Raw genomic sequence first — 21,326 nt, 5'->3', positions numbered from 1 at the left:
TTATCTTTGAGTCCGGAAAAGATAAAAAACGCTGCAAATATGAATACACTGAATCAAGAAATCGCACAATTTCTCCAGCAGACCGGCATTGAAAAGAACGACCTCAGCTGGAGCACCCAAGTGGTGCTTATTTTAGCTATTTTATTGATATCCTACCTCACCACCCTGGTGTTCCGCCACCTGATTATGCCGGCTGTACGGAAAATCACGGCCCGCACCAAGGCTACCTGGGACGACTATCTGTTTAACGACAAGATGATGACCTCTTTCTGCCGGATGATTCCTCCTATTATCTGGTACATCCTGCTCCCCTTCGCCTTCAACGATTCCTCGGCCTATCTTCTTCAGATCCTACTCAAAATCAGTCTGATTTGCCTCATCATCACCGCCCTCATGCTGATTAAATGTTTTCTGGACTCGCTGTATGAGATTTCCAGCGAACACGAGGCGTTGAAAAACCGTCCGCTCAAAGGTATTTACCAGATGATTAACCTGGTAGCCATCGGTATTGGAATCATTCTGATTATCAGCATCCTGATTGACCAGAATGCCACGGCCATCCTGACCGGACTCGGTGCCTCGGCCGCCATCCTGATGTTGATATTCAAGGACAGTATTCTGGGACTGGTGGCCGGCGTACAGCTTTCGGCCAACGACATGCTGCGTCCGGGCGACTGGATTACCATGACCAAATACGGGGCCGACGGATACGTGGTGGAAGTCTCGCTGACTACGGTCAAGGTGCAGAACTTCGACAAGACCATCACGACCATCCCTCCCTACGCCCTGGTCAGCGACTCCTTCCAGAACTGGCGGGGCATGCGCGAAAGCGGCGGACGACGCATCAAGCGTTCACTGTTCATTGATATGACCACCGTACATTTCTGTACCCCGGAAGAAGTGGCCCGCTTCACGGAAAAAGGATGGATAAGTGCCCCCGCAGAAGGCAGCGAACCACCGGTCAACCTGCACGTGTTCCGGGAATATGCCCTCAAATACATCTGCAGCCATCCCGACGTAAACCACGACCTGATGCAGATGGTCCGCCAGCTGCAACCTACCACCGAAGGCATCCCTGTGGAAGTGTATTGCTTCTCGAATACGCCCGACTGGATTCCCTACGAAACCTTGCAAGGTGAACTCTTCGACCACCTGATTGCCATGGTACCGGAATTCGGGTTGCACATCTTCCAGCGCCCTGCCGGAACCGACTTTCAACCCAATGATAAAAATGAATTTATCACTTCAAAATAAAAGAACAATGGAAACAGGACTTACATACAGCAGTACCGTACAGGTAAATTCCACTAACACCGCCTTGGCACTCGGCTCGGGCGACATGGAAGTTTTTGCCACTCCCGCCTTGGTGGCTTTAATGGAAAATGCGGCCATGCATGCCGTCCAACCGGCTCTTCCGGAAGGCTCCACCACTGTAGGTGCTATGATACAGACCACGCACCTCAAACCCTCCGGTTTGGGAGAGGAAGTTACCGCCACCGCGGAACTTACCGAAGTAGAAGGCCGGAAACTGACCTTCAAGGTAAGTGCTTCCGACCGCAAGGGACTGGTCGGAGAAGGTACCCACATCCGATATATCGTGGACCGGGAACGTTTTTTGAGCAAACTATAACCCAAAGAATCGAAGTGGATAAGTCGTCATCTGACTATCCACTCCTCTATTGTGCCCGTTTCCGAAGAGAATACCGCTCCTATCTGATACAGTTTACGGGCATCCGCCCCATATTCCTTCGCATATTCTTTTTTTATCTGGATTTATCCTAATTTGTTCCAAACTCAGGATTCATCTTCCCCGGTGACAAGTAAAATTTACTCCGGTAAAAACTTCCGTTTCTCCTTGTATATTTTCAAAAACTTCTGGATAATTTCTCTGTCCCACACTGTGGGATACAAAAACCACAGTGTGGGATATATATTTCACAGTGTGGGATACAAATCCCGCAGTGTGAGACAGAGAATTATTCAGGACAAAAAGAAGTATCCAGCAAGACATCTGAACTTTATCTCAAGAGCATCTGAAAGTATCCGCCGGATGCGACAAAAAAATCCTGAAAGCCGCCCTCTTTACAGATGCAGACTTTCAGGATTTCCTCACCGAAGGCAAAACAGCCTTCTCAAATACTATATTACTGCCAGTGCAATCAACTGAATAAACAGAATCAGGAACACCATGGCAATGGGATATACTGTAGCGTAAGCTACTCCCGGTATGTTACTGTCGGTCATGGAATCGGCTGCCGCAAGTCCCGGGGTACTGGTCATGCCGCCGGTGATGGTGCCCAGCAAATCGAGCAAACTGACCTTAAACACCAGCCGTCCCACGACAGCCGCTAGCAGCATCGGTACCAAGGTAATCAAAGCACCTACCCCGAAAAGCAGGAAACCGCTCTCCTGGAAGGTAGCCACCAAGGTCTTTCCGGCAGACGTACCCACTTCGGCCAGGAACAGCAGCAAGCCCAACTGACGCAACAGCTGGTTGGCCGGTCCCGACATGGACCAGATAATCGGTCCCGTCTTGCCAATGGCACTCAGGAACAACGCCATCATCAGCACGCCGCCGGTCAGTCCCGGAGAGAAGGTCATCCCTCCTCCAAAGGAGATATGCAGTTTACCGAACAGCACACCCAGCACAATACCCATGGCAATAGGGAAGAAATCAGTATCCGAAAGGCGTTTCACGTCATTCCCCAGCAACCGGGCCACTCCTTGTATCCCTTCCTTTTCGCCCACCACCATCAGTTTGTCGCCAAACTTCAGGGCCAGTTCCGGCGAGGGAGACAAATCGATACCGCTTCGGCGGACGCGGGTTACCGTACAACCAAAGTTCTTCTGCAAGTTGAGTTCACCCAGCTGCTTGTTAATCATGTCTTTCTTGGTCAGCAACAAGGATTCAATACTCTGCGTATGGCTCAGTGGAAGTTCTCCTTCCTCCCGTTCGCCCAGCATCAGGGCCAGATTCTTCAGGGAATCCTCACTGCCCACCGCCTGGATGTGGTCGCCTTCCTGCAACACGGTATGGGCTTTCGGAATCAAAATCTCATCGCCCCGCTTCAAACGCGAAATCACGGCCCCCGTCATGGCCCGGATATTCAACTGAATCAGGGTACGGTTGAAAACGGTAGGATTGGTCACCCGGAACAGGCAGGTGTTCAGTTCCGGAAACTGGCTGCGCCGTTCCTTTTCCAAACGCCGGGCCTCTTCGTTCAAGTCGATGCGCATCAGCTTGGGAAGCAGTTTCACGAATAAAATCACCCCAATCACTCCAAACGGATAGGCGATACCGTAGGCAATGGAAGCCAGCGGCGACTGCGTGCTGTCGATGGCCACCGCCAAGCCCGGCGTACTGGTCAGCGCCCCCGCAATCAGTCCCACGATACTGGGCGTATCGATATCGAAAAGATACTTCATGGCCACCCCCGTCAGACAGGCAGAAGCCACAATCAGCAAGGTAATCAGAATCAAGGTCTTTCCTTTGCTCCGGAAAGAATGAAAGAAACCCGGTCCGGCCTGGATGCCGATGGTGAAAATGAACAGCACCAACCCGAAGGTTCCCAGTTCCTTTGGAATAGACACGCCCCAATGCCCGAAAGCAAGGGCGATAAAAATCACGGCAGACACATCGAGCGACAACCCCATCACTTTGATACGTCCGAGCATAAAGCCCAAGGCTACAATCAAGAAAATTGCAAAATACGAAGTTTGCAGTAAGTCTGTCAACATAAAAAATTAGAATAGTGTGAATAAAATCGGGATAAAGATAAGCAAATTTTGCGAATATCCTTCTCCCGATTTCCGAATTCACTCCCGCAGACTGCCGATATACTCGTAAAGCTTCTTATAAAAGGGATGTTTGGTCAACGTGGAGGCATCCCCCAGAATGATGAGTTTCATGCGGGCCCGCGTGATGGCCACGTTCATACGGCGCAAATCGTTCAGGAAACCAATCTGTCCGTCTTCGTTGGCCCGTACCAGACTGATGAGGATGACGTCGCGTTCCTGCCCTTGGAAACCATCCACCGTATTAATGGTTATCAGAGAACGGTAGGGCTTGAAGAACGCATCTTTCTTGACCAGCTGGCGGAGGTACTGCACCTGCGCCTTGTACGGCGAAATCAGTCCCACGTCGATGCGTTCTTCCAGGAAACGCTCCCGGCCGATTTTCGTGATGTATTCCTTCAACTGCCCGATGGACAGTTCCGCCTCCGGCTTATTGATGCGTCCGTAGTTTTCGCCCACGAACTCCTCGTTGCAATCCATCCCCTCGGTATTGACCCACTCTATCGGAGTATCGAAGTCCAGGATGCTGCGGTATTTCACTTCGGGAGCCGAACGAAGCATGCCCCCGTAAAACCAGTCGGACGAGAAGCGCATGATTTCGTCGTTCATACGGTACTGTACCTTCAACAGCGACACCACCTCCGGCTTGTTCTTCACAATGCACTGCATCAGCGTATGCCCCAGTCCGGCACGCAGGGCCTCCGGACATTTCACCGTAGGCGGCAACTGGCAATGGTCGCCGGCCAGAATCACCCGGTCGGCTTTCCGCAACGGAATCCAGCAGGCCGCTTCCAACGCCTGTGCCGCCTCGTCAATGAATACCGTTCCGAACTTCTGCCCCATCAGCAGACGGTTGGCGCTTCCCACCAGCGTGCAGGCAATCACCCTTGCCTCACTGAACAAAGCTTCGTTGATGCGGATTTCCAGTTCCGTGGCCCGGTCTTTCAGCGAATTGATTTTTTGCCGGATGCTCTCCCGGTCGGTCCCTTTCCGGCTGCGGGCGTACAGTTCGCGCACGGCCTTGCGGATACTCCACAGCTGGGGGTAATCCGGATGGGCCTCAAAACGCCGCTCATAGGTGAACGACAGCATCTTGTCGTTTACCCGGCTGGGATTTCCGATGCGCAGCACACTCACGCCCCGATCGACCAGCTTCTCACTGATCCAGTCGACGGCCATGTTGCTCTGTGCGCAGACCAGCACCTGATTTTCCCGGTGGAGGGTTTCATAAATGGCTTCCACCAACGTGGTCGTCTTTCCCGTTCCGGGAGGGCCGTGTACAATGGCCACATCCTTGGCATGCAACACCTTGTTGACCGCCCCTTCCTGCGTGGGATTCAACCACGGGAAACGCACCGGCTGAAACGAGAAGGTGGACACGGGCTGTGTGCCGTGAAAAATATCCCTCAGTTCCGACAGACGGTTGTTCTTCGCACTGAGAACCTGCTTGAGCGCCTCGAACATCAGCCGGTAGCTGGTCTCGTCGAAATACAGCTGTACCCCCAGCACTTCCTTGCTCTGCAAAGCCAGCAACGCATTGGCATCCGGCAGAATCACCACCATGCGGTCTTCCTCCACATAATTCACCGTGGCCACAAAGTTCAGGTAGGTCAGTTTGCCCGACAAGTCCTGCGTAAAGAAACACACCGGACGCCCATACTCGAACAGATGCTCAATCTCCTTGTCCTCTTTCCGTTCCACCTCGATGACCAGCTGGTTCAAGGCGTTGTAATAACTTCTTCCCAACGACAAGGGATACCAGCACATGCCTCGCTTGATTTTCCGTCCGATGCCCATCAGTTCGGTCTGCTGCTTGAACTGCGCTTTCTCATATTCATACTCCAGCTTCAACAGCTCATACTGATGCTGCAAGTACAACACCGGCGATTGGATGACTGTATTTTCTTTCTTCATTTCCTATTCTTCAGCTTACAGAGGTCAAGTTTCACGCTCGTGTGGAAGCCCTCTTTCCCTCTAATTTCTGCAAAGTTACGAGGTTTTTGAAAAAAGAACCGGCTCCCCATTGATTTATTCCCGATAAATTGCTATTTTTGTTTGACGTGTAAACAAAGACAGCCATGAAGAAACAAGCTGAATACATCAAGCGCATTGAGATTAAAGGCTTATGGGGCCGGAAAAACATTGCCTGGGATTTACGCCCGGACGTCAACATCCTGAGCGGAGTGAACGGTATCGGGAAAAGCACGATTCTGAACAACTCCGTACGCCGCCTGAGCGACCTGGAAGGCGGTGCCCTCAGCAACGGAGTGCATGAAGGAGTATCGTTCACCTTCTATCCGGAAGATGCCACCTACATCCACTTCGATGTGATACGCAGTTTCGACCGTCCGCTGCTCAGCTCCGGACTGCTGGATAAAATCGGAAACCAGAACGTGAAGACAGAGCTCGACTGGCAGCTTTATCTGCTCCAGCGACGCTACCTGGACTATCAGGTGAACATCGGCAACCGTATTATCTCTCTGCTGACGAGCGGAAAACCGGAGAACCAGGCGAAGGCGGCCGATATCTCCCGACCGAAGACGCATTTCCAGGACCTGATGGACGATTTGTTCAGTGAGACCGGAAAGAAAATCCTCCGCCAGAACAACGAAATCCTATTTGAACAGGACGGCGATATCCTGACGCCCTACCAGCTGTCTTCCGGCGAAAAGCAGATGCTGGTCATCCTGCTCACCGTGCTGGTGCAGGACAACCAGTCGTGTACCCTTTTCATGGACGAACCGGAAATCTCCCTTCACGTGGAATGGCAGCAGCGCCTCATTTCTCTCATCCGGAGCCTGAATCCGAACGTACAAATCATCCTGACCACCCACTCTCCAGCCCTCATCATGAACGGCTGGATGGATGCTGTGACCGAAGTGAGTGACATTACAACCCGTTAAAAAAAGTAGCCGTATGGGAAAAAGACTGACTGAGAACCTTTCTTCCCTGTACATTGGAGCGGCCAACAGCCTCAAGCCCAAACGTGCGAGAAGAAAAATCGTGGCTTATGTAGAAAGCTACGACGATATTTCTTTCTGGAGAACCATCCTCTCGGAATACGAAGACAACACCCGTTACTTCGAAGTGATGCTGCCTTCCCAGACGTCGTTGGCCAAAGGCAAGAAAACCGTACTGATGAACCAGCTCGGGAAACAACTGGGCGAGAACATGATTGCCTGTGTGGACAGCGATTACGACTATCTCCTGCAAGGACGTACCCATACTTCCCAATACATCATCGAAAGTCCCTACGTGATGCAAACCTACGCTTACGCCATCGAAAACTATCATTGCTACGCGGAAGGGCTGCACGAGGTCTGTGTCATGGCTACCCTGAACGACCACAAGCTCATCAACTTTGTGGAGTTCATGAAACTGTATTCCCAGATTGCTTATCCGCTGTTCATCTGGTCGGTGTGGTTCTACCGCCGGCACATCCTTTCCGAATTCTCCCTGCTGGATTTCTGTTCGTACGTCAAGCTGGACCAGGTCAGCACCCACCATCCGGAACGGAGCCTGGAAAACATGGCAAAAAAAGTCAACCGGAAACTGCACGACCTGGAACACCGTCACCCTGATGCCTTGGGAGAGATTGAAGACATGAAAAAAGAATTCGAACAGCTCGGTGTACATCCCGACAACACCTATATGTTCATCCAAGGCCATCACATCATGGACAACGTGGTGCTGCGCCTGTTAATCCCCGTATGCACCGTGCTGCGCCGGGAACGGGAACAGCAGATTCACGACCTGGCCCTTCACGACATGCAGCTGCACAACGAACTGACCAGCTACCAGCGGAGCCAGGTGGGTGTGGAAGTCGTCATCCACCGGAACAACTTCTATACTCACTCGCCTCTTTATCAGATGATTCGGAGAGACATCGAGAAATTCCTCAAGATTATCCGGTAAGCCAAACGGCGAAATTCCTATACAAGATAGGGAAAACCCTATCAAAGAATGGGCGTTTTCATCTTGACCCGCGCTTTTTCTTCTGCTAATTTTGTCACATAACAAAAAGCTGAAGGAATCACATTCAGCCGGTAAAGACAACGCTTATGAAAACAAAGACATTTTTCCTCTGCTTACTGGCCTTCTGCCTGACCGCCTTGTCCGGTCGCGCCTCCGGCCTCGGAGATTTCCGAATCAACGCACGCTTCCTGACCGACCGCATGGCCTTCGAACTGCATCTGAGCACCGACCAATACAACGACCTGTATGAAATCAACTACGATTTCCTGAACAACGTAGGTCCTTACCTTTCAGGCATCGCCATAGCCGACAGCCACGCCCTGGATGCCTACTACCGCTACCTGGACGAACGCAACGATGACCTCCGCTGGGTACTTTCCAATGCGGAATATGTACGCTTCATGGGAATAGAATACTTCTTCCGCCCCATTTATGCCCTCAACAGCGTGTGCTACCTCCGTATTTATCAAGTATATCCCAACCGGAACTATTTTTACTTCGGTCCGCCCCGCCACTACCTGACCTACCGGGGAGGACACTGCCGGGCCCATTTCGGCGGTGCCAGCTTCTACCGGAGAAACTATCCGATACGCTATCGCCATCCGGTGTACAGCCGTCCGTGCCATATCAGTCCCCAGCTGCGTCCCAAGGATTTTGCCAGACCAAAACCGGGGAATCGCCCACCTAAAGACAATCACTGGACACCGGCTCCCCGCCCGGGACACCAACCCGTGGCAAACGGCAGACCGGAATACCGACCTGTACAAAAGCCCAACAACCGGCCTCAGGCCCGTCCGGAAGCACGTCCACAAAAAAGGCCAGAAAACCAACCACAGCGAAGACCTGAAGCCGCTCCACAAAGACGGCCGGCCACCCGCCCTCAGGCAAAGCCGAACAAAGGTACTACGGTAAAACCCGGACAAAGCCGCTCCCGACAGAACCAGAAAAAGGAAGCAGACCACGACCGAAAATCTCTCTCTAAGCGTCTATAAATACAAAGTGCTGAAGCCCTCCGGAACTTTCTCCAGAAACTTCAGCACTTTTTATTTTAGATGGATTGACTCAAGCCAAATGTATGCCGTCTTCTTCCAATACAATGCGACGTTTCTTATACAAATCGCCGACCGCTTTCTTGAAAGTCTTCTTGCTTACCCCAAACGTGTGGTAAATCACTTCCGCATCTGTCTTGTCGTTCAGCGGAGTGAATCCGTCGTTGTCCTTGATATATTGCCACAGCACCTCCGAAAAATCATCCACCTTCCGGGCACCAGCCTTCTGCAATACCAGGTCAATCTTTCCATCCGGACGTACCTGCTTGATAAACGCCGTCAGCCGCATGCCGACTTCCAAAGGCTGGAAAATCTCATTGTGGTACAGCATACCGCTGAACTTGTTTTCCACAATCACCTTATATCCCAGCTCCGTGCGCTGCCATACCAGTACTTCCACTTCCTGACCCGGCTGGTAATCCGGCTTTTCGGTCGACAAGAAATGCTCCACTTTCGCTGAAGCCACGATACGGTAGCTTTCCTCGTCCAAGTGTACATACACCACATAACGCTTTCCCTTCTGCATCTTCATTTTCTGCTCGCGGAAAGGTACGAACAAGTCCTTCATCAGTCCCCAGTTCAAGAAAGCCCCGAACTGGTTCACCCATGCCACTTCCAGACAAGCAAACTCACCCACCTGCACATACGGCTGCAAGGTGGTAGCCACCAGCCTTTCCTCCATGTCGAGGTAGATGAACACGTTCAACACATCACCCGGTTTGGTACCTTCGGGCACATACCGTTTCGGAAGCAGAATTTCGCCGTCTTCATCTCCATTGAGGTACACGCCGAAGTCCACTTCCTTCACCACTTCCAGCTGATTATATTTTCCTAATTTTATATGACTCATAACAACTCTTTATTTCCGCCAAAGATAGCATAAAAAACTCATATACTCACACAGCCTTTCCTATAAAGAAAAACTAAAAATATTTTTATTTTTACACCGCAAAGTAAGTGGTAAGCCACCATAACTTGTTTTATAGGAAAAACATATATCATTAAACTTTATATCTATGAAACTCTACACTATTTTAGTAAGTTTTCTGGGACTCTCTTTATGCATGAACACCGCTTTATGCCAATCTCCCCAACCATCCAGTGAAATCACATGGAGCACCTTCAACATCCGCTACGACAATCCCTACGACAGCCTGAACAGCTGGACATACAGAAAGGACACCGTAGCCAGTTTCATCAAGGCACACAATCTAGACATCGTAGGTATGCAAGAAGTCCTGCACCACCAGCTTGAAGACCTGAAAGCCCGTCTGCCTGAATATGCCGAAATCGGCGTAGGCCGAGAAGACGGAAAGACACAAGGCGAATATGCCCCTCTGTTCTATAAAAAAGACCGTTTTGAATTATTGGACAACAACACTTTCTGGCTGTCACAATATCCCGATAGTGTGGGATTCATCGGATGGGACGGTGCCTGTACCCGTATTGCCACCTGGGCCAAGCTGAAAGACAAAACCAACGGAAAAATCTTTATGGCTATCAATACGCACTTTGACCATGTGGGAACAGAAGCCCGTAAAAAAGGCGCCTTGCTGATTATTGAAAAAATAAAAGAAATTGTAGGCGACCAGCCCGCCGTAGTTACCGGAGACTTCAACGTATCCGACCAGTCGGAAGCCTACCAGACCATCACCGGCAACAGCTTCGTACTGAAGGATGCGCATAAGACAGCTCTCCAACAAGAAGGTGCCCGCTATACCTTCCATGACTTCGGACGCATCCCGGCCGATTCGTGTGAGAAAATTGACTTCATATTTGTCACTCCTCAAATAGAAGTACAGCGCAGCTACATTCCTGAAGAAAACCGGGAATCAAAGAAATTCCTTTCCGACCACAACCCGGAAATCGTACACCTTTCTTTCTAAAGACTAATAAACTGAGAAAAATACATCCCGTCCTCCGGTACACCTCTTTACCTGGACGGGATTTTTTATCTTATACGATACGTCCGTCTACCAGATGAATGGTACGGTCGGTTTGAGTGGCCAGTTCCTCATCGTGCGTTACGATAACAAAAGTCTGTCCTAGTTTGTCGCGCAAATCGAAGAACAGCTGATGCAACTCGCCCTTGTTCTGCGTATCCAAACTTCCCGAAGGTTCATCGGCCAGAATAACCGCCGGATGATTGACCAAGGCCCGGGCCACTGCCACCCGCTGCTTCTCTCCTCCCGACAGCTCCGCCGGTTTATGACTGCCACGTTCCGACAGACCTAGAAACGCCAGAATATCCAACGCTTCTTTCCGGGCCGTACCCATCGGCTTTCCCTGAATCAATGCAGGCATCATCACATTCTCCACTGCCGTAAACTCAGGCAGCAATTGATGAAACTGAAATACAAAACCGATTTCCCGGTTCCGGAAAGCAGACAGTTCCTTCTCCTTCAGCCGATTCACCTCCGTCCCATTCAACACAATCCGTCCACTATCGGGCTTGTCCAGCGTACCCATTATCTGCAACAGAGTCGTCTTTCCGGCCCCACTGGGCCCTACGATGCTTACCACTTCACCTTTGGCTATTTCAAGGTCTATTCCCTTCAGTACCTGCAATGAACCAAAGTTCTTGGTTATACCTTCTAATTGTATCATACGTTCCTACAATTTACGAATCACATATTCAGCCAGATAACAGCCAAACACAGCCGGCATGTAGCTCACCGTACCCGCCGTTGACTTCTTGTTCTGCTCGTTGTCCACCAATATCACCGCATTGGCATCCGCCTGTTCCGTGCTGAACACCACCGGCAGCTTCCGCTTCATGCCCATCTTCTGCAAACGCTTCCGTACCGCCTTGCTCAGTCCACAGTGATATGTTTCCCACAAATCGGCAAAACGTACCTGCGTAATATCGCGTTTGGCTCCGGCTCCCATGCTGCTGACAATTTTCAGCCCCCGCTGAAGCGCATGATAAATCAGGTAACACTTGGGAGCCACCGTATCAATGGCATCCACCACAAAATCGAACGAAGCACTGTCCAACAGCTGCGGAATCGCCTCATCCTTCAGATAGACCGGCAGTACCGTCAAATCCAGTTCCGGGTTGATGTCCCGGAAACGGGCTGCCAATACCTCCGCCTTCGGTCGGCCAATTACGGAATGAGTGGCAGGCAACTGACGGTTGATGTTACTAGGCTGCACCGTATCCGCATCCACAATTGTCATCCGCCCCACTCCGGCACGGCAAATCATCTCTGCCGCGTAGGCACCTACACCGCCCAAGCCAACGACCAGCACATGTGCGTTCCGCAAGCGGTCCATTTTTTCTTTTCCCAGCAACAGTTCCGTACGCTGCTGCCATTCTATATTCTTATTTTCGTTCATGAATCTTTCTTAAACCATTTATAAAACCAGTTGCCCACCTTGTCATAATACTGCGTTTCGGCCCATCCGCGCGGGTCGGCAAAGCTCAGTGTTTCATTCGGGTCGCCTTTCTGGTCAGGATACAACAACATGATGCTGTTATTATTGAAATACTTGGAAACCTGCATCGGCAAGCGTTCAAAAGAAGAGTCATACGAGATAGAACCCCTTCGGGAACTTACAATCACCAGCAAATGATCATAATTCACCTGCCCGGTAATAATCAGCAGGTCGTCCCAGTTGTCCAGTTCCTGGAACTCCGTCATCACATCCTTATGCTTTTTCTGGATATATCCCTTGATGTAGCCCAATGTCTGCGGATGCGCAAAGAAATGCAAGCGACATCCCAGCTGACTGCTCATCCGGCACAGGTGCGTAATCCACTTCACAAAGCCATGCTCAAATTCCGACTTGGGAGGCACGGCCACAATGATACGCCGCAACGTGTTTACCGGCATCTGAAAACGGGCAATCATCACCTGCTGATAAGTATTTTTCAGCAAGTCCTCCGTCAGATTCCCAAAGAAAGAGTCTACCAGATTAGACTTGTTATGCAAACCGATAACAATCGTTGTCGATTCCGTTTCTTTAGCCGTGTGCAGAATCCCCGTCGCAATGTTCAAATCGAAACGAGAAACCGTTTTCAGCGGGACATTGGCCGAAGCCGCAATCTGCGCCGCCCTTTCCAGGCTCCGCTTGCCCCGCATCTCCAGACGCACCGAGTCATTGTTGTCATTAATCACATTCAGTGCGACCAGATTGTCCGTACGTTTCTCATCGCGCACCACCAAGGCCAACTGCATCAACCTCTCCAAGGTATCCGGATTGGCCACCGGTATCAGAATACGTTCCTTTTTCTGCTCCTTCTCTTCGTCCAGCTCCGCATCATCCATCGCAATCCGTTTGGCCGCATGCTCCGTGATGAACGAACTGACCACACAAGTCACCAGAATCAACAAAATCGTGCCGTTGAGCACATCCTCATTGAGCAGACGTTCACCCGAAGGCAGAATAATGTTGTAGCCCACCAGCACCGCAGCCAGAGTAGCTGCCGCCTGTGCATTGCTCAAGCCGAACATCAGTTCCCTTTCCACCGGCTTCATGCGGTAAATCTTCTGTGTCAGCCAAGAGGCAATCCATTTCCCCAGCAAGGCTACCACAATCATCACCGAAGCCACCTTGAGGGAATCGATATGTCCGAAAAGCACATTGACATTGATGAGCATGCCCACCCCAATCAGGAAATACGGGATAAACAAGGCATTCCCCACGAATTCCAGGTGACTCATCAGCGGAGACACATGCGGAATCAGACGGTTCAAGACCAATCCGGCCAAGAAAGCACCCAAAATACCTTCCATACCGACCCACTCCATCAGTCCCGCTCCCAGGAACACCATGGCCATCACAAAGATATACTGTACCACCTGGTCACTGTAACGACGGAAAAACCAGCGTCCGATGCGAGGGAAAGTCAGCATGATGACAGCACTCACCACTATCACCTTCAGCACCAGCCAAATCCAGAACATATCCGATGTCTCTCCTTTGTACATACCGGAAATCACGGCCAGCACCAGCAACGTCAGCGTATCCGTCACCGCCGTACCTCCCACCGCAATACTTACCGCCCGCTGACGGTTGATGCCATAACGAATCACAATCGGATAGGCAATCAAGGTGTGCGAGGCATACATACTGGCCAACAGTACGGAAGTAATCAAGCCATATCCCAGCAGATGCTGGTTTGTCCACACTCCGATACCCAGCGGGATAATAAACGCCAGCAATCCCAGCACGGTTGCCTTCATGCGGATACTCTTGAAATCCTCCATGTTCATTTCCAGACCGGCCAGAAACATGATGTAATATAATCCCACCTTACCAAAAAGTTCAAAACTGCTGTCACGGGCCAGGATGTTGAACCCATGTTCCCCAATCACGATACCCGCCAGAATCATGCCGATGATGTGCGGAATGCGCAAACGTTCCAGCACAATCGGTGCAAACAAAATGATAACCAAAACCAAGAAAAAAATCCAGGTCGGGTCAGTAATGGGAAAATCTATATCGAAATGAAACAAATCTAACAATTCTTCCATATAAATGAGCGGTCTGTTTTAAATTTATGGACAAAAATACGAAAAAAGTTCCGCATTTCCCGTTTGGTATTCCAAAATGTTTTAATTTTGCGATTCAATAGCTACAGGACGAATTTTAAATATCTTACTGAAGCACAGAAAGCAATACAATCACGGAATTTATTAACTTAAACAAGAAACATAAGAAATGAAAGTAGCAATTGTTGGTGCAAGCGGAGCCGTAGGACAGGAGTTCCTGCGCGTGCTCGATGAAAGAAACTTCCCGGTAGATGAACTGCTGTTGTTCGGCTCAACCAGAAGTGCCGGACGAAAATACACTTTTCGCGGAAAAGAAATCGAAGTAAAACTGCTGCAGCACAACGATGATTTCAAAGGAGTTGACATCGCGTTTACCTCTGCCGGTGCCGGCACATCAAAGGAATTCGCTGAAACCATTACTAAATATGGTGCGGTAATGATTGACAACTCCAGCGCCTTCCGTATGGACAACGACATTCCCTTGGTGGTTCCCGAAGTCAACGCCGCCGATGCCCTGAACCGCCCGCGCGGTATTATTGCCAACCCGAACTGTACGACCATCCAAATGGTAGTGGCCCTGAAGGCCATCGAAAACCTCACTCACATCAAGCGTGTACACGTGGCTACTTATCAGGCAGCCAGCGGTGCCGGTGCAGCTGCCATGGACGAACTTTATGAACAATACCGTCAGGTATTGGCAGGTGAGCCTGTCAAGGTAGAGAAATTCGCCTACCAGCTGGCTTTCAACCTGATTCCTCAGATTGACGTATTCACGGACAACGGATATACAAAAGAAGAGATGAAGATGTATAACGAGACACGCAAAATCATGCACTCTGACGTAAAGGTCAGTGCAACTTGTGTACGTGTGCCTGCTCTTCGTTCTCACTCAGAAAGCATCTGGATTGAAACGGAACGTCCGGTATCCATTGAAGAAGCCCGCGAAGCCTTTGCTCACGGAGAAGGTCTGGTGCTGATGGACAACCCGGAAAAGAAAGAATATCCGATGCCGTTGTTCCTGGCTGGAAAAGATCCAGTATATGTAGGACGTATCCGCAAGGACTTGTCAAACGAAAACGGACTGACTTTCTGGATTGTAGGCGACCAGATTAAGAAGGGTGCCGCACTCAATGCAGTACAGATTGCAGAATACCTGATTAAAGTGAAGAATATCGGATAAACGGTTTCTTTCCTTTTTATATCATATAAAAAACATCGTTGACACACTTTCTGAAATGAGTTGTCAACGATGTTTTTTTTATCTACAGAAACAACCTTATTAAAAAAGAAGGCCCTGACAGCCTCAACTGTCAGAGCCTCTTGATTCTTAATATCAGTTTTTAAATCGTTTAGTTAGCTGTTTCCTCATCAGCTACAGCGTCTTCCCAATTATCAAACATGAATACACTTGCATCGTAACCATCATAACCGTAATTCTGGCGGAGCGGAGCACCGATATTGGCTGTAATAGCAGAGTTCGGTACCGGCCAGAACAAGTTACGTTTGTCCACACGGTAGTTCAATTCCTTGCTTGAGATAATTGAACCATGGTTAAAGATGTTATAACGTGTAGTACGTTTGTACCAGTAACTTCCACCATTCAAATCTGTACCACTCTGTTTGTCCCAAGTAGCCAGGTCGTAAGTTTCACCCCATTCATCGGGCTGACCACTCTTAGCCAAGCACCAAGAGATACGAGCCAGTTCCGGCTGACGCCATTCTTCCAGATAGAGCTCACGCGCACGTTCATCACAAATATCACCGATAGTCACTGTGGTAAACATTTTCTTAGCATTCGCACGGCGACGGATGATGTTGACATCTTCAGCAGCTCCAGTAGTATTTCCCTGATAGAACTTCGCTTCTGCACGCAGCAAGTAAGTTTCTGCCAAACGGAACAAATACAGATTGCCGTTAGATACATTGTTACCTTTCGTAGCACCATTGAACTGGTTAGCACCCATATTTTCCTCTGCACTCTGATCAAGGATATAAACCTTATACAATGGAGTAGGGAACCAGCTACGAATAGTATCTTTACACAGCAAATCACCTTTTTCAATCAACCATCCCCATTCGCCCTTCTCATTTTGATGCCATCCATAGTTTTCCGGGGCATAAAGCATCATATTCTGTCCATAGAACTCAGAAGAAGGATTATTGTATTTCAAATCGGTCATCTCTACCCAGTTACCTTTCTGGCGGTTATGACGCAAATCCTGCCAGTCTGTTTCACCGTCGTAGTTCCAGATAGTCTGGTTGTAGTGATAAGAAGTACGGAAGCAACCGATACCACGACCTAAAGCACGTACCCAATCCAACCCAGCATCATATTTACTGTCACTACGTGCATAATTATAAGTCGGAGAGCCTACATTGTGAGGATCGACAATGATACCATTACTCCAATGCACAGTCATGGCACGCATCAACGGATAATTAATAAATCCTTCAGAATAATAGTTCAAAATCGGCATGATAGTTTCAGTATTCGCTGCATCAGTAATATTAACACCACGGTGCAAATCCCAAATGACGTTGCGTTCTACCGGCCAAGTCTCCGGATTACCGGAAGGTACGTTTGTACCGAAAGGAGCTTGCATCAATGCCAGTCCATGATTGTTAATCAAGTCTGTAGCCATAGCTTCAGCCTTCGCATACTCTCCTACCACCAGATAGCACTTGATCAGCAACTGCATACAAGCTTCCTGATTCACCGTTCCGATATACCCAATTTCCTTCTGAGGCGGTACATGTTCTACGGCAAATTCCAAATCATGCACCAACATCTTGAAGATGGCCTCTTTGCTGGTTGATTTATAGTTCTGCTTAGGAACTTCAATCAATTTCGTAATCAAAGGAATATCACCAAACAGCAATACCCCATGATAGTAGGCATAAGCACGATGGAAATAAGCCCGGCCCAGATATTCATCGCGCAAAGTAGGATCCAAGCCTTCTACCTTATCCACATTGGAAATGATGGTATTTGCAAAAGTGACACTGTTCCAGGTACGGTCCCAGAAACGCTGCATGGCATTTTCATCACCTCCCCCTTTCATACCAGAAGTCGGAGTAATCTTGTTGGCAAAATCATCCTGCATATCGCCTGCATCTGTTTTTGCATACAGGCCCAAGTCAGTCATGAAATAAAGAGAAGCCATGGGGAGTACGTTTGAATTACCATCCATCAACATTTCTTTCAAGCCATAGTCACACATTGCCATGGCAGCCTGCAATCCTGATTCGGTTGTATAGGTATTTTCAGGATTATAGAATGACAGCGGGTCTTGCTTCAGGAAATCATCCGAACATCCAGTAGTAAACAGCGCAGCTGAAGCCAGCACCATACATCCTTTTGTAAATATTGTATTTATTGTTTTCATAATGTTTTTTCAGTAATTAGAGTGTTACGTTAATACCAAAGTTAAAGGAACGTGTAGCCAATCCACCAGTTTCCGGATCACCGTATTCCCAACCGTCAATCGTACAAACATTCTTGCAAGTGGCAGTCAGACGAATGCGGTCTACCATAAACTTGTGTGTCCATTTTTTCGGCAACGTATAACCAATGGTGATGTCATCCAAACGAACAAAGCTACGGTTATAGACTTTGTCGACACCTCCCGCCAAACCAGTGTTAGGTCCAGCAGCATTCAGACGGCAGTAATCATTTGTCGGATTATCCGGTGTCCAATATTCTCTGGCAGCTACGTTAAATCCGTTTGTAACCTGAGAACCACCGTTTTCCTGATTCAACCAGTAACCAGCCTGACTTTTATGTCCCATGTATGAATACAATGAAATAGACAATGTCAAGTCTTTCCACAAAGTGAAATCGTTACGCATGTTCCAGTAGATAGGAGGAGCTGTAGTACCTTGGTACACTTTATCGTTATCATTATAGACAGGTACACGAGTTCCATCTTCCAAAATCTGGTCATCTTCCGTATAATGGTTGACTACCTTCGGGTCACCCGGTTTCTGTCCTACCAACGCAGCGGCCTTGATATCTTCCGGTGTGTTCTGCCATACACCATCTGTTTCATAATACCAGATTGTACCGATAGGCTGGCCAATGAACCATCCGTTGGATGTATCATCCTTTTCAACTCCGTTTTCATCGTAGTCATAGTAGATGTGGTTAATCTTGTTCTTGTTGATAGAGAAACCTACAGAAGTATTCCAAGTAAAGTTCTTGTTCTGAATGTTGGTAGAGTTAAGGGCAATTTCAAAACCTTGGTTCTGTACTTCACCCAAGTTGGCCATAATAGAACCAAATCCAGAGAAGCTCGGCAGACGCTGACTCATGATCATGTCGGTCGTTTTCTTGAAATAATAATCCATGTTGGCTGTCAATCGTCCGTTAAAGAAGGAGAGGTCCAAACCGACGTTCCATGCTTTTGTCTTTTCCCATTCCAAGTTAGGAGCAGCCAGACGGTTCATGTAAAGCGGGTTGACCACATTGGAATTACCGTTCTGGTAGTACACCATGTTTCCACCTGCCAAAGCCAAGTTGGCCAATGTAGAGTATACATCACCGAATTCACGGTTACCGTTGGTACCCCATGACAAACGCAACTTACCCATATCGAACCAGTCGCGAGCGGCAGCCATGAATTTTTCTTCAGAGAACACCCAGCTGGCACCTACAGAACCGAAGTTACCCCACGGGTTGTTAGCACCAAATCCAGAATAACCATCCCGACGGAATGTGGCTGTCACCATGTAACGGTCTTTCAAACCATAGAACAAACGACCCAGGTAGGAAGCAGCCGTATAGTGTGTATCGTTGGTACTGAAACTACTCTGACTCTTGTTGGCACCTGAAGTATAGTGGAAGCTTAAGGCATCACTTGGAGTGATGTTACGTGCATTGATGGCATCTGACCAGTATCTGTGTTCTTCAGCTTCCTGTACCAAAGTAGCGGTAATATGATGGTCACCGAAAGTCTTATCCCAAGTAATGGTGTTGTTCAAGTTGTAGTCGAAGTTTTTACTCCATCCACGGTCTACACCACGGCTCGGAGCAGAAGCATCCGGCAATTCAGCTGACATCCAATAACGGTTGTAATACCACTGATAACGCGGAGCAATATTGAATGAATAGGTGAAACCTGCCGGTAATGTAATCTTAGCATTGAAAATGGTGTTCAATACGGTATAACCTTTTTCCAAATCATAATACTGACGGTCGAAATAATAGTTATAACCACCGTTGGTAGGCAGACCAGACATAGGATATTGTTCATAGTTTCCATCCTCGTCATACATGGAAGCGTATGGAGAGTTACGCAACATATTGTTATCCCAATAATTGCTTCCCAAAGAAACCTGAATATCACCGTCTGAACGATCCTGGAAGTTCACATTGGCACCGATTTCCAACCAGTCTGTAATCTTGGCATTGATTTTCATGTTGGAACGGAACGCATTGTATTCATTACCCTGTACGGCACCTTCATTATTTACGTAGCCCAATGACAGGTAATAGTTCACACGTTCAGTGGCACCTGAAATGCTGGCATTATAGTCTTGGTTGAATCCGGTACGGAAAGTTGCGTCATTCCAGTCAACCGCACGTCCATTCAAGAAATTATCCATCATCAACGGGGAGTTATAGAATTCCAGACGACGTGCAAACAGGCTCAACATAGATTCGCCATCTGACAGACCGATACCACTCGCTCCAACATTGGTAGCCCATGCATTCTGCTGTTCTGTTGTCATCAGACGGGGGTCATCGTAGTAGCCTTGAGGATACAATAAGTTACCATTCGAATCCTTAGCCTGATAATAACCATACAAACCATCTTCGCCCTGGCCATAAGTGTAATACATCTTACGCCAATCCTGATGGAACTGCAAGTATCCTGCCGCATCAAAATAATCACGGTAGTCTGATTTATTTACGACAGAAAGGTTAGCGCTCACATTGATGACCGGCTTTCCTTCCTTACCTTTCTTTGTAGTAATGATAATGACACCCGCAGCAGCCTTGGCACCATAGATAGCGGCAGAAGAAGCATCCTTCAACACATCAATCTGAGCGATATCATCCGGATTGATTTCGGAAAGTTCACCGTAGAACGGCATACCATCCAATACAATCATCGGGCTGGCATTGGTACCCAAAGAGTTCTGACCACGCAACTGGATAGAAGCGTCCGTACCTTTAGCTGATGCATCATAACCAATCTGCAAACCCGGTGTACCACGCAACACATCCTGTACTGAAGTCGGATTCTGGTCGGCAAGCTTGGTCGGATTAATCTGTACGACTGAACCAGTAAGGTCTTTCTTACGCATAGTACCATAACCGACAACCACTACTTCTTGCAGCATTTCGGCATCGTCCTTCAATACGATGTTCAATTCTTTTGAAGAATCAATCTTAAACTCCTGAGTTTTGTAACCGATAAAAGAAACTTCGATTACAGCTCCTTTAGATACATTTAATGTAAACTTACCATCAATATCAGATATAGTACCTGTAGTTCCCCCTTTCACGGCAATACTGGCTCCAATTACAGGCTCTCCCATATTGTCCTTTACAATACCTGATACTTTCAAATTTGATTGTTGAGTAGCTTGAACTTCATTATTGCTTGCCATTGCAGCTAACGGATGGGTAGCAATAAATCCAGAACAAAGCAGCAAAGCGAATAATGCTTTCCGATTGTTTCTTACTAAATCTATCTTCATTGCTTTTCAAATTAATTAGATTTTACGGGAGCAAAATTATATTATATTAAGTAAGTAAAAGATAAAAAAATGAGCAAATGCATCATTTTTTTCGTCATTCTGTTTAAACGAGAAGATAAAAATATGTCATTCACACAGATTCAAACTTATTATATTATCCAGCAACGGCTCAACAAGTGTCTTAATACCTTCTAAATAGTAAGATGAAAATCAAGTAGAAATAAAAAAAGACGACATTACCTCTTTTTATGTTTCCCTCGTAGAAAACCTACGTTTCCCACATGAGAGCTTTACGTTTTCCTTC

The 21,326-nt window shown here is 48.3% G+C and carries 15 protein-coding genes; 7 read left to right on the top strand and 8 right to left on the bottom strand.

All coding sequences use genetic code 11. From position 1 onward, the window contains the following. Positions 1 to 39: 39 nt before the first annotated feature. Together OIM59_RS00695 and OIM59_RS00690 are read left to right on the top strand one after the other, a co-directional pair. Positions 40 to 1,254 (top strand): mechanosensitive ion channel family protein, encoded by a 1,215-nt coding sequence (locus OIM59_RS00695; protein ID WP_299169853.1) that lies wholly within the window; start codon positions 40 to 42, stop codon positions 1,252 to 1,254. A gap of 7 nt (positions 1,255 to 1,261) precedes the next feature. Beyond that, a complete protein-coding gene (locus OIM59_RS00690) occupies positions 1,262 to 1,630 on the top strand; it encodes a thioesterase family protein (RefSeq protein ID WP_072541681.1) in 369 nt (122 codons plus the stop codon). 509 nt (positions 1,631 to 2,139) lie between these two features. On the opposite strand, the gene OIM59_RS00685 is transcribed toward OIM59_RS00690, so the two are convergent. Continuing rightward, positions 2,140 to 3,738: an aspartate:alanine exchanger family transporter gene (locus OIM59_RS00685; RefSeq protein ID WP_148330908.1), complete on the bottom strand. Its 1,599-nt coding sequence runs from the start codon at positions 3,736 to 3,738 to the stop codon at positions 2,140 to 2,142. A 78-nt stretch (positions 3,739 to 3,816) separates the two neighbouring features. Then, a complete protein-coding gene (locus OIM59_RS00680) occupies positions 3,817 to 5,709 on the bottom strand; it encodes an AAA domain-containing protein (protein ID WP_303894274.1) in 1,893 nt (630 codons plus the stop codon). 164 nt (positions 5,710 to 5,873) lie between these two features. On the opposite strand from OIM59_RS00680, the gene OIM59_RS00675 reads away from it, so the two are divergent. The 3 genes from OIM59_RS00675 to OIM59_RS00665 all read left to right on the top strand — a co-directional run bounded on the left by OIM59_RS00675 (position 5,874) and on the right by OIM59_RS00665 (position 8,762). Beyond that, positions 5,874 to 6,698 carry an AAA family ATPase gene (locus OIM59_RS00675; protein WP_299169861.1) on the top strand — a complete coding sequence of 275 codons (825 nt, stop codon included), beginning with the start codon at positions 5,874 to 5,876 and terminating at the stop codon, positions 6,696 to 6,698. 13 nt (positions 6,699 to 6,711) lie between these two features. After that, positions 6,712 to 7,710 (top strand): DUF4435 domain-containing protein, encoded by a 999-nt coding sequence (locus OIM59_RS00670; protein ID WP_072541678.1) that lies wholly within the window; start codon positions 6,712 to 6,714, stop codon positions 7,708 to 7,710. A gap of 146 nt (positions 7,711 to 7,856) precedes the next feature. Further along, complete coding sequence (locus OIM59_RS00665; protein ID WP_303894270.1) at positions 7,857 to 8,762, top strand: hypothetical protein; 906 nt, start codon at positions 7,857 to 7,859, stop codon at positions 8,760 to 8,762. 70 nt (positions 8,763 to 8,832) lie between these two features. Here OIM59_RS00665 and OIM59_RS00660 read toward each other — a convergent pair whose 3' ends face one another. After that, entirely contained in the window at positions 8,833 to 9,669 is an 837-nt protein-coding gene (locus OIM59_RS00660; protein ID WP_072541677.1) for a S1 RNA-binding domain-containing protein, read from the bottom strand. Between the two features lie 214 nt (positions 9,670 to 9,883). Here OIM59_RS00660 and OIM59_RS00655 point away from each other — a divergent pair, with 214 nt between their 5' ends. Beyond that, complete coding sequence (locus OIM59_RS00655) at positions 9,884 to 10,705, top strand: endonuclease/exonuclease/phosphatase family protein (protein WP_303898125.1); 822 nt, start codon at positions 9,884 to 9,886, stop codon at positions 10,703 to 10,705. Between the two features lie 70 nt (positions 10,706 to 10,775). Here the strand turns inward: OIM59_RS00655 and OIM59_RS00650 are convergent, their stop codons facing one another. The 3 genes from OIM59_RS00650 to OIM59_RS00640 are packed head-to-tail and all read right to left on the bottom strand — an operon-like array spanning position 10,776 to position 14,299. After that, the gene (locus OIM59_RS00650) at positions 10,776 to 11,426 is read right to left on the bottom strand and encodes an ABC transporter ATP-binding protein (protein WP_303894266.1); all 651 of its coding nucleotides are present in this window, start codon (positions 11,424 to 11,426) and stop codon (positions 10,776 to 10,778) included. A gap of 6 nt (positions 11,427 to 11,432) precedes the next feature. After that, a complete protein-coding gene (locus OIM59_RS00645; RefSeq protein WP_303894263.1) occupies positions 11,433 to 12,158 on the bottom strand; it encodes a tRNA threonylcarbamoyladenosine dehydratase in 726 nt (241 codons plus the stop codon). Then, positions 12,155 to 14,299 carry a cation:proton antiporter gene (locus OIM59_RS00640; protein WP_177865563.1) on the bottom strand — a complete coding sequence of 715 codons (2,145 nt, stop codon included), beginning with the start codon at positions 14,297 to 14,299 and terminating at the stop codon, positions 12,155 to 12,157. The genes OIM59_RS00645 and OIM59_RS00640 overlap by 4 nt, the downstream gene beginning before the upstream one ends. 187 nt (positions 14,300 to 14,486) lie before the next feature. On the opposite strand from OIM59_RS00640, the gene OIM59_RS00635 reads away from it, so the two are divergent. After that, complete coding sequence (locus tag OIM59_RS00635; RefSeq protein WP_072541673.1) at positions 14,487 to 15,497, top strand: aspartate-semialdehyde dehydrogenase; 1,011 nt, start codon at positions 14,487 to 14,489, stop codon at positions 15,495 to 15,497. 169 nt (positions 15,498 to 15,666) lie between these two features. Here the strand turns inward: OIM59_RS00635 and OIM59_RS00630 are convergent, their stop codons facing one another. Together OIM59_RS00630 and OIM59_RS00625 are read right to left on the bottom strand one after the other, a co-directional pair. Continuing rightward, on the bottom strand, positions 15,667 to 17,703 hold the full coding sequence (locus tag OIM59_RS00630) for a RagB/SusD family nutrient uptake outer membrane protein (RefSeq protein ID WP_303894255.1): 2,037 nt from the start codon (positions 17,701 to 17,703) through the stop codon (positions 15,667 to 15,669). Positions 17,704 to 17,719: 16 nt separating this feature from the next. Next, on the bottom strand, positions 17,720 to 21,022 hold the full coding sequence (locus tag OIM59_RS00625; protein WP_303894252.1) for a TonB-dependent receptor: 3,303 nt from the start codon (positions 21,020 to 21,022) through the stop codon (positions 17,720 to 17,722). Positions 21,023 to 21,326 lie beyond the last annotated feature (304 nt).

Source organism: Bacteroides mediterraneensis, assembly GCF_025993685.1.
Taxonomy (GTDB): Bacteria; Bacteroidota; Bacteroidia; order Bacteroidales; family Bacteroidaceae; genus Phocaeicola; species Phocaeicola mediterraneensis_A.
This window is presented reverse-complemented; position numbering and strand designations above follow the sequence as displayed.

Excerpts from the sequence above, each read along its gene's own strand:
- OIM59_RS00635 (WP_072541673.1), top strand. The coding sequence starts at position 14,487 with ATGAAAGTAGCAATTGTTGGTGCAAGCGGAGCCGTAGGACAGGAGTTC.
- OIM59_RS00625 (WP_303894252.1), bottom strand. The coding sequence starts at position 21,022 with ATGAAGATAGATTTAGTAAGAAACAATCGGAAAGCATTATTCGCTTTG.
- OIM59_RS00690 (WP_072541681.1), top strand. The coding sequence starts at position 1,262 with ATGGAAACAGGACTTACATACAGCAGTACCGTACAGGTAAATTCCACT.
- OIM59_RS00645 (WP_303894263.1), bottom strand. The coding sequence starts at position 12,158 with ATGAACGAAAATAAGAATATAGAATGGCAGCAGCGTACGGAACTGTTG.
- OIM59_RS00675 (WP_299169861.1), top strand. The coding sequence starts at position 5,874 with ATGAAGAAACAAGCTGAATACATCAAGCGCATTGAGATTAAAGGCTTA.
- OIM59_RS00630 (WP_303894255.1), bottom strand. The coding sequence starts at position 17,703 with ATGAAAACAATAAATACAATATTTACAAAAGGATGTATGGTGCTGGCT.
- OIM59_RS00685 (WP_148330908.1), bottom strand. The coding sequence starts at position 3,738 with ATGTTGACAGACTTACTGCAAACTTCGTATTTTGCAATTTTCTTGATT.
- OIM59_RS00665 (WP_303894270.1), top strand. The coding sequence starts at position 7,857 with ATGAAAACAAAGACATTTTTCCTCTGCTTACTGGCCTTCTGCCTGACC.
- OIM59_RS00670 (WP_072541678.1), top strand. The coding sequence starts at position 6,712 with ATGGGAAAAAGACTGACTGAGAACCTTTCTTCCCTGTACATTGGAGCG.
- OIM59_RS00650 (WP_303894266.1), bottom strand. The coding sequence starts at position 11,426 with ATGATACAATTAGAAGGTATAACCAAGAACTTTGGTTCATTGCAGGTA.
- OIM59_RS00655 (WP_303898125.1), top strand. The coding sequence starts at position 9,884 with ATGAACACCGCTTTATGCCAATCTCCCCAACCATCCAGTGAAATCACA.
- OIM59_RS00695 (WP_299169853.1), top strand. The coding sequence starts at position 40 with ATGAATACACTGAATCAAGAAATCGCACAATTTCTCCAGCAGACCGGC.
- OIM59_RS00660 (WP_072541677.1), bottom strand. The coding sequence starts at position 9,669 with ATGAGTCATATAAAATTAGGAAAATATAATCAGCTGGAAGTGGTGAAG.
- OIM59_RS00680 (WP_303894274.1), bottom strand. The coding sequence starts at position 5,709 with ATGAAGAAAGAAAATACAGTCATCCAATCGCCGGTGTTGTACTTGCAG.
- OIM59_RS00640 (WP_177865563.1), bottom strand. The coding sequence starts at position 14,299 with ATGGAAGAATTGTTAGATTTGTTTCATTTCGATATAGATTTTCCCATT.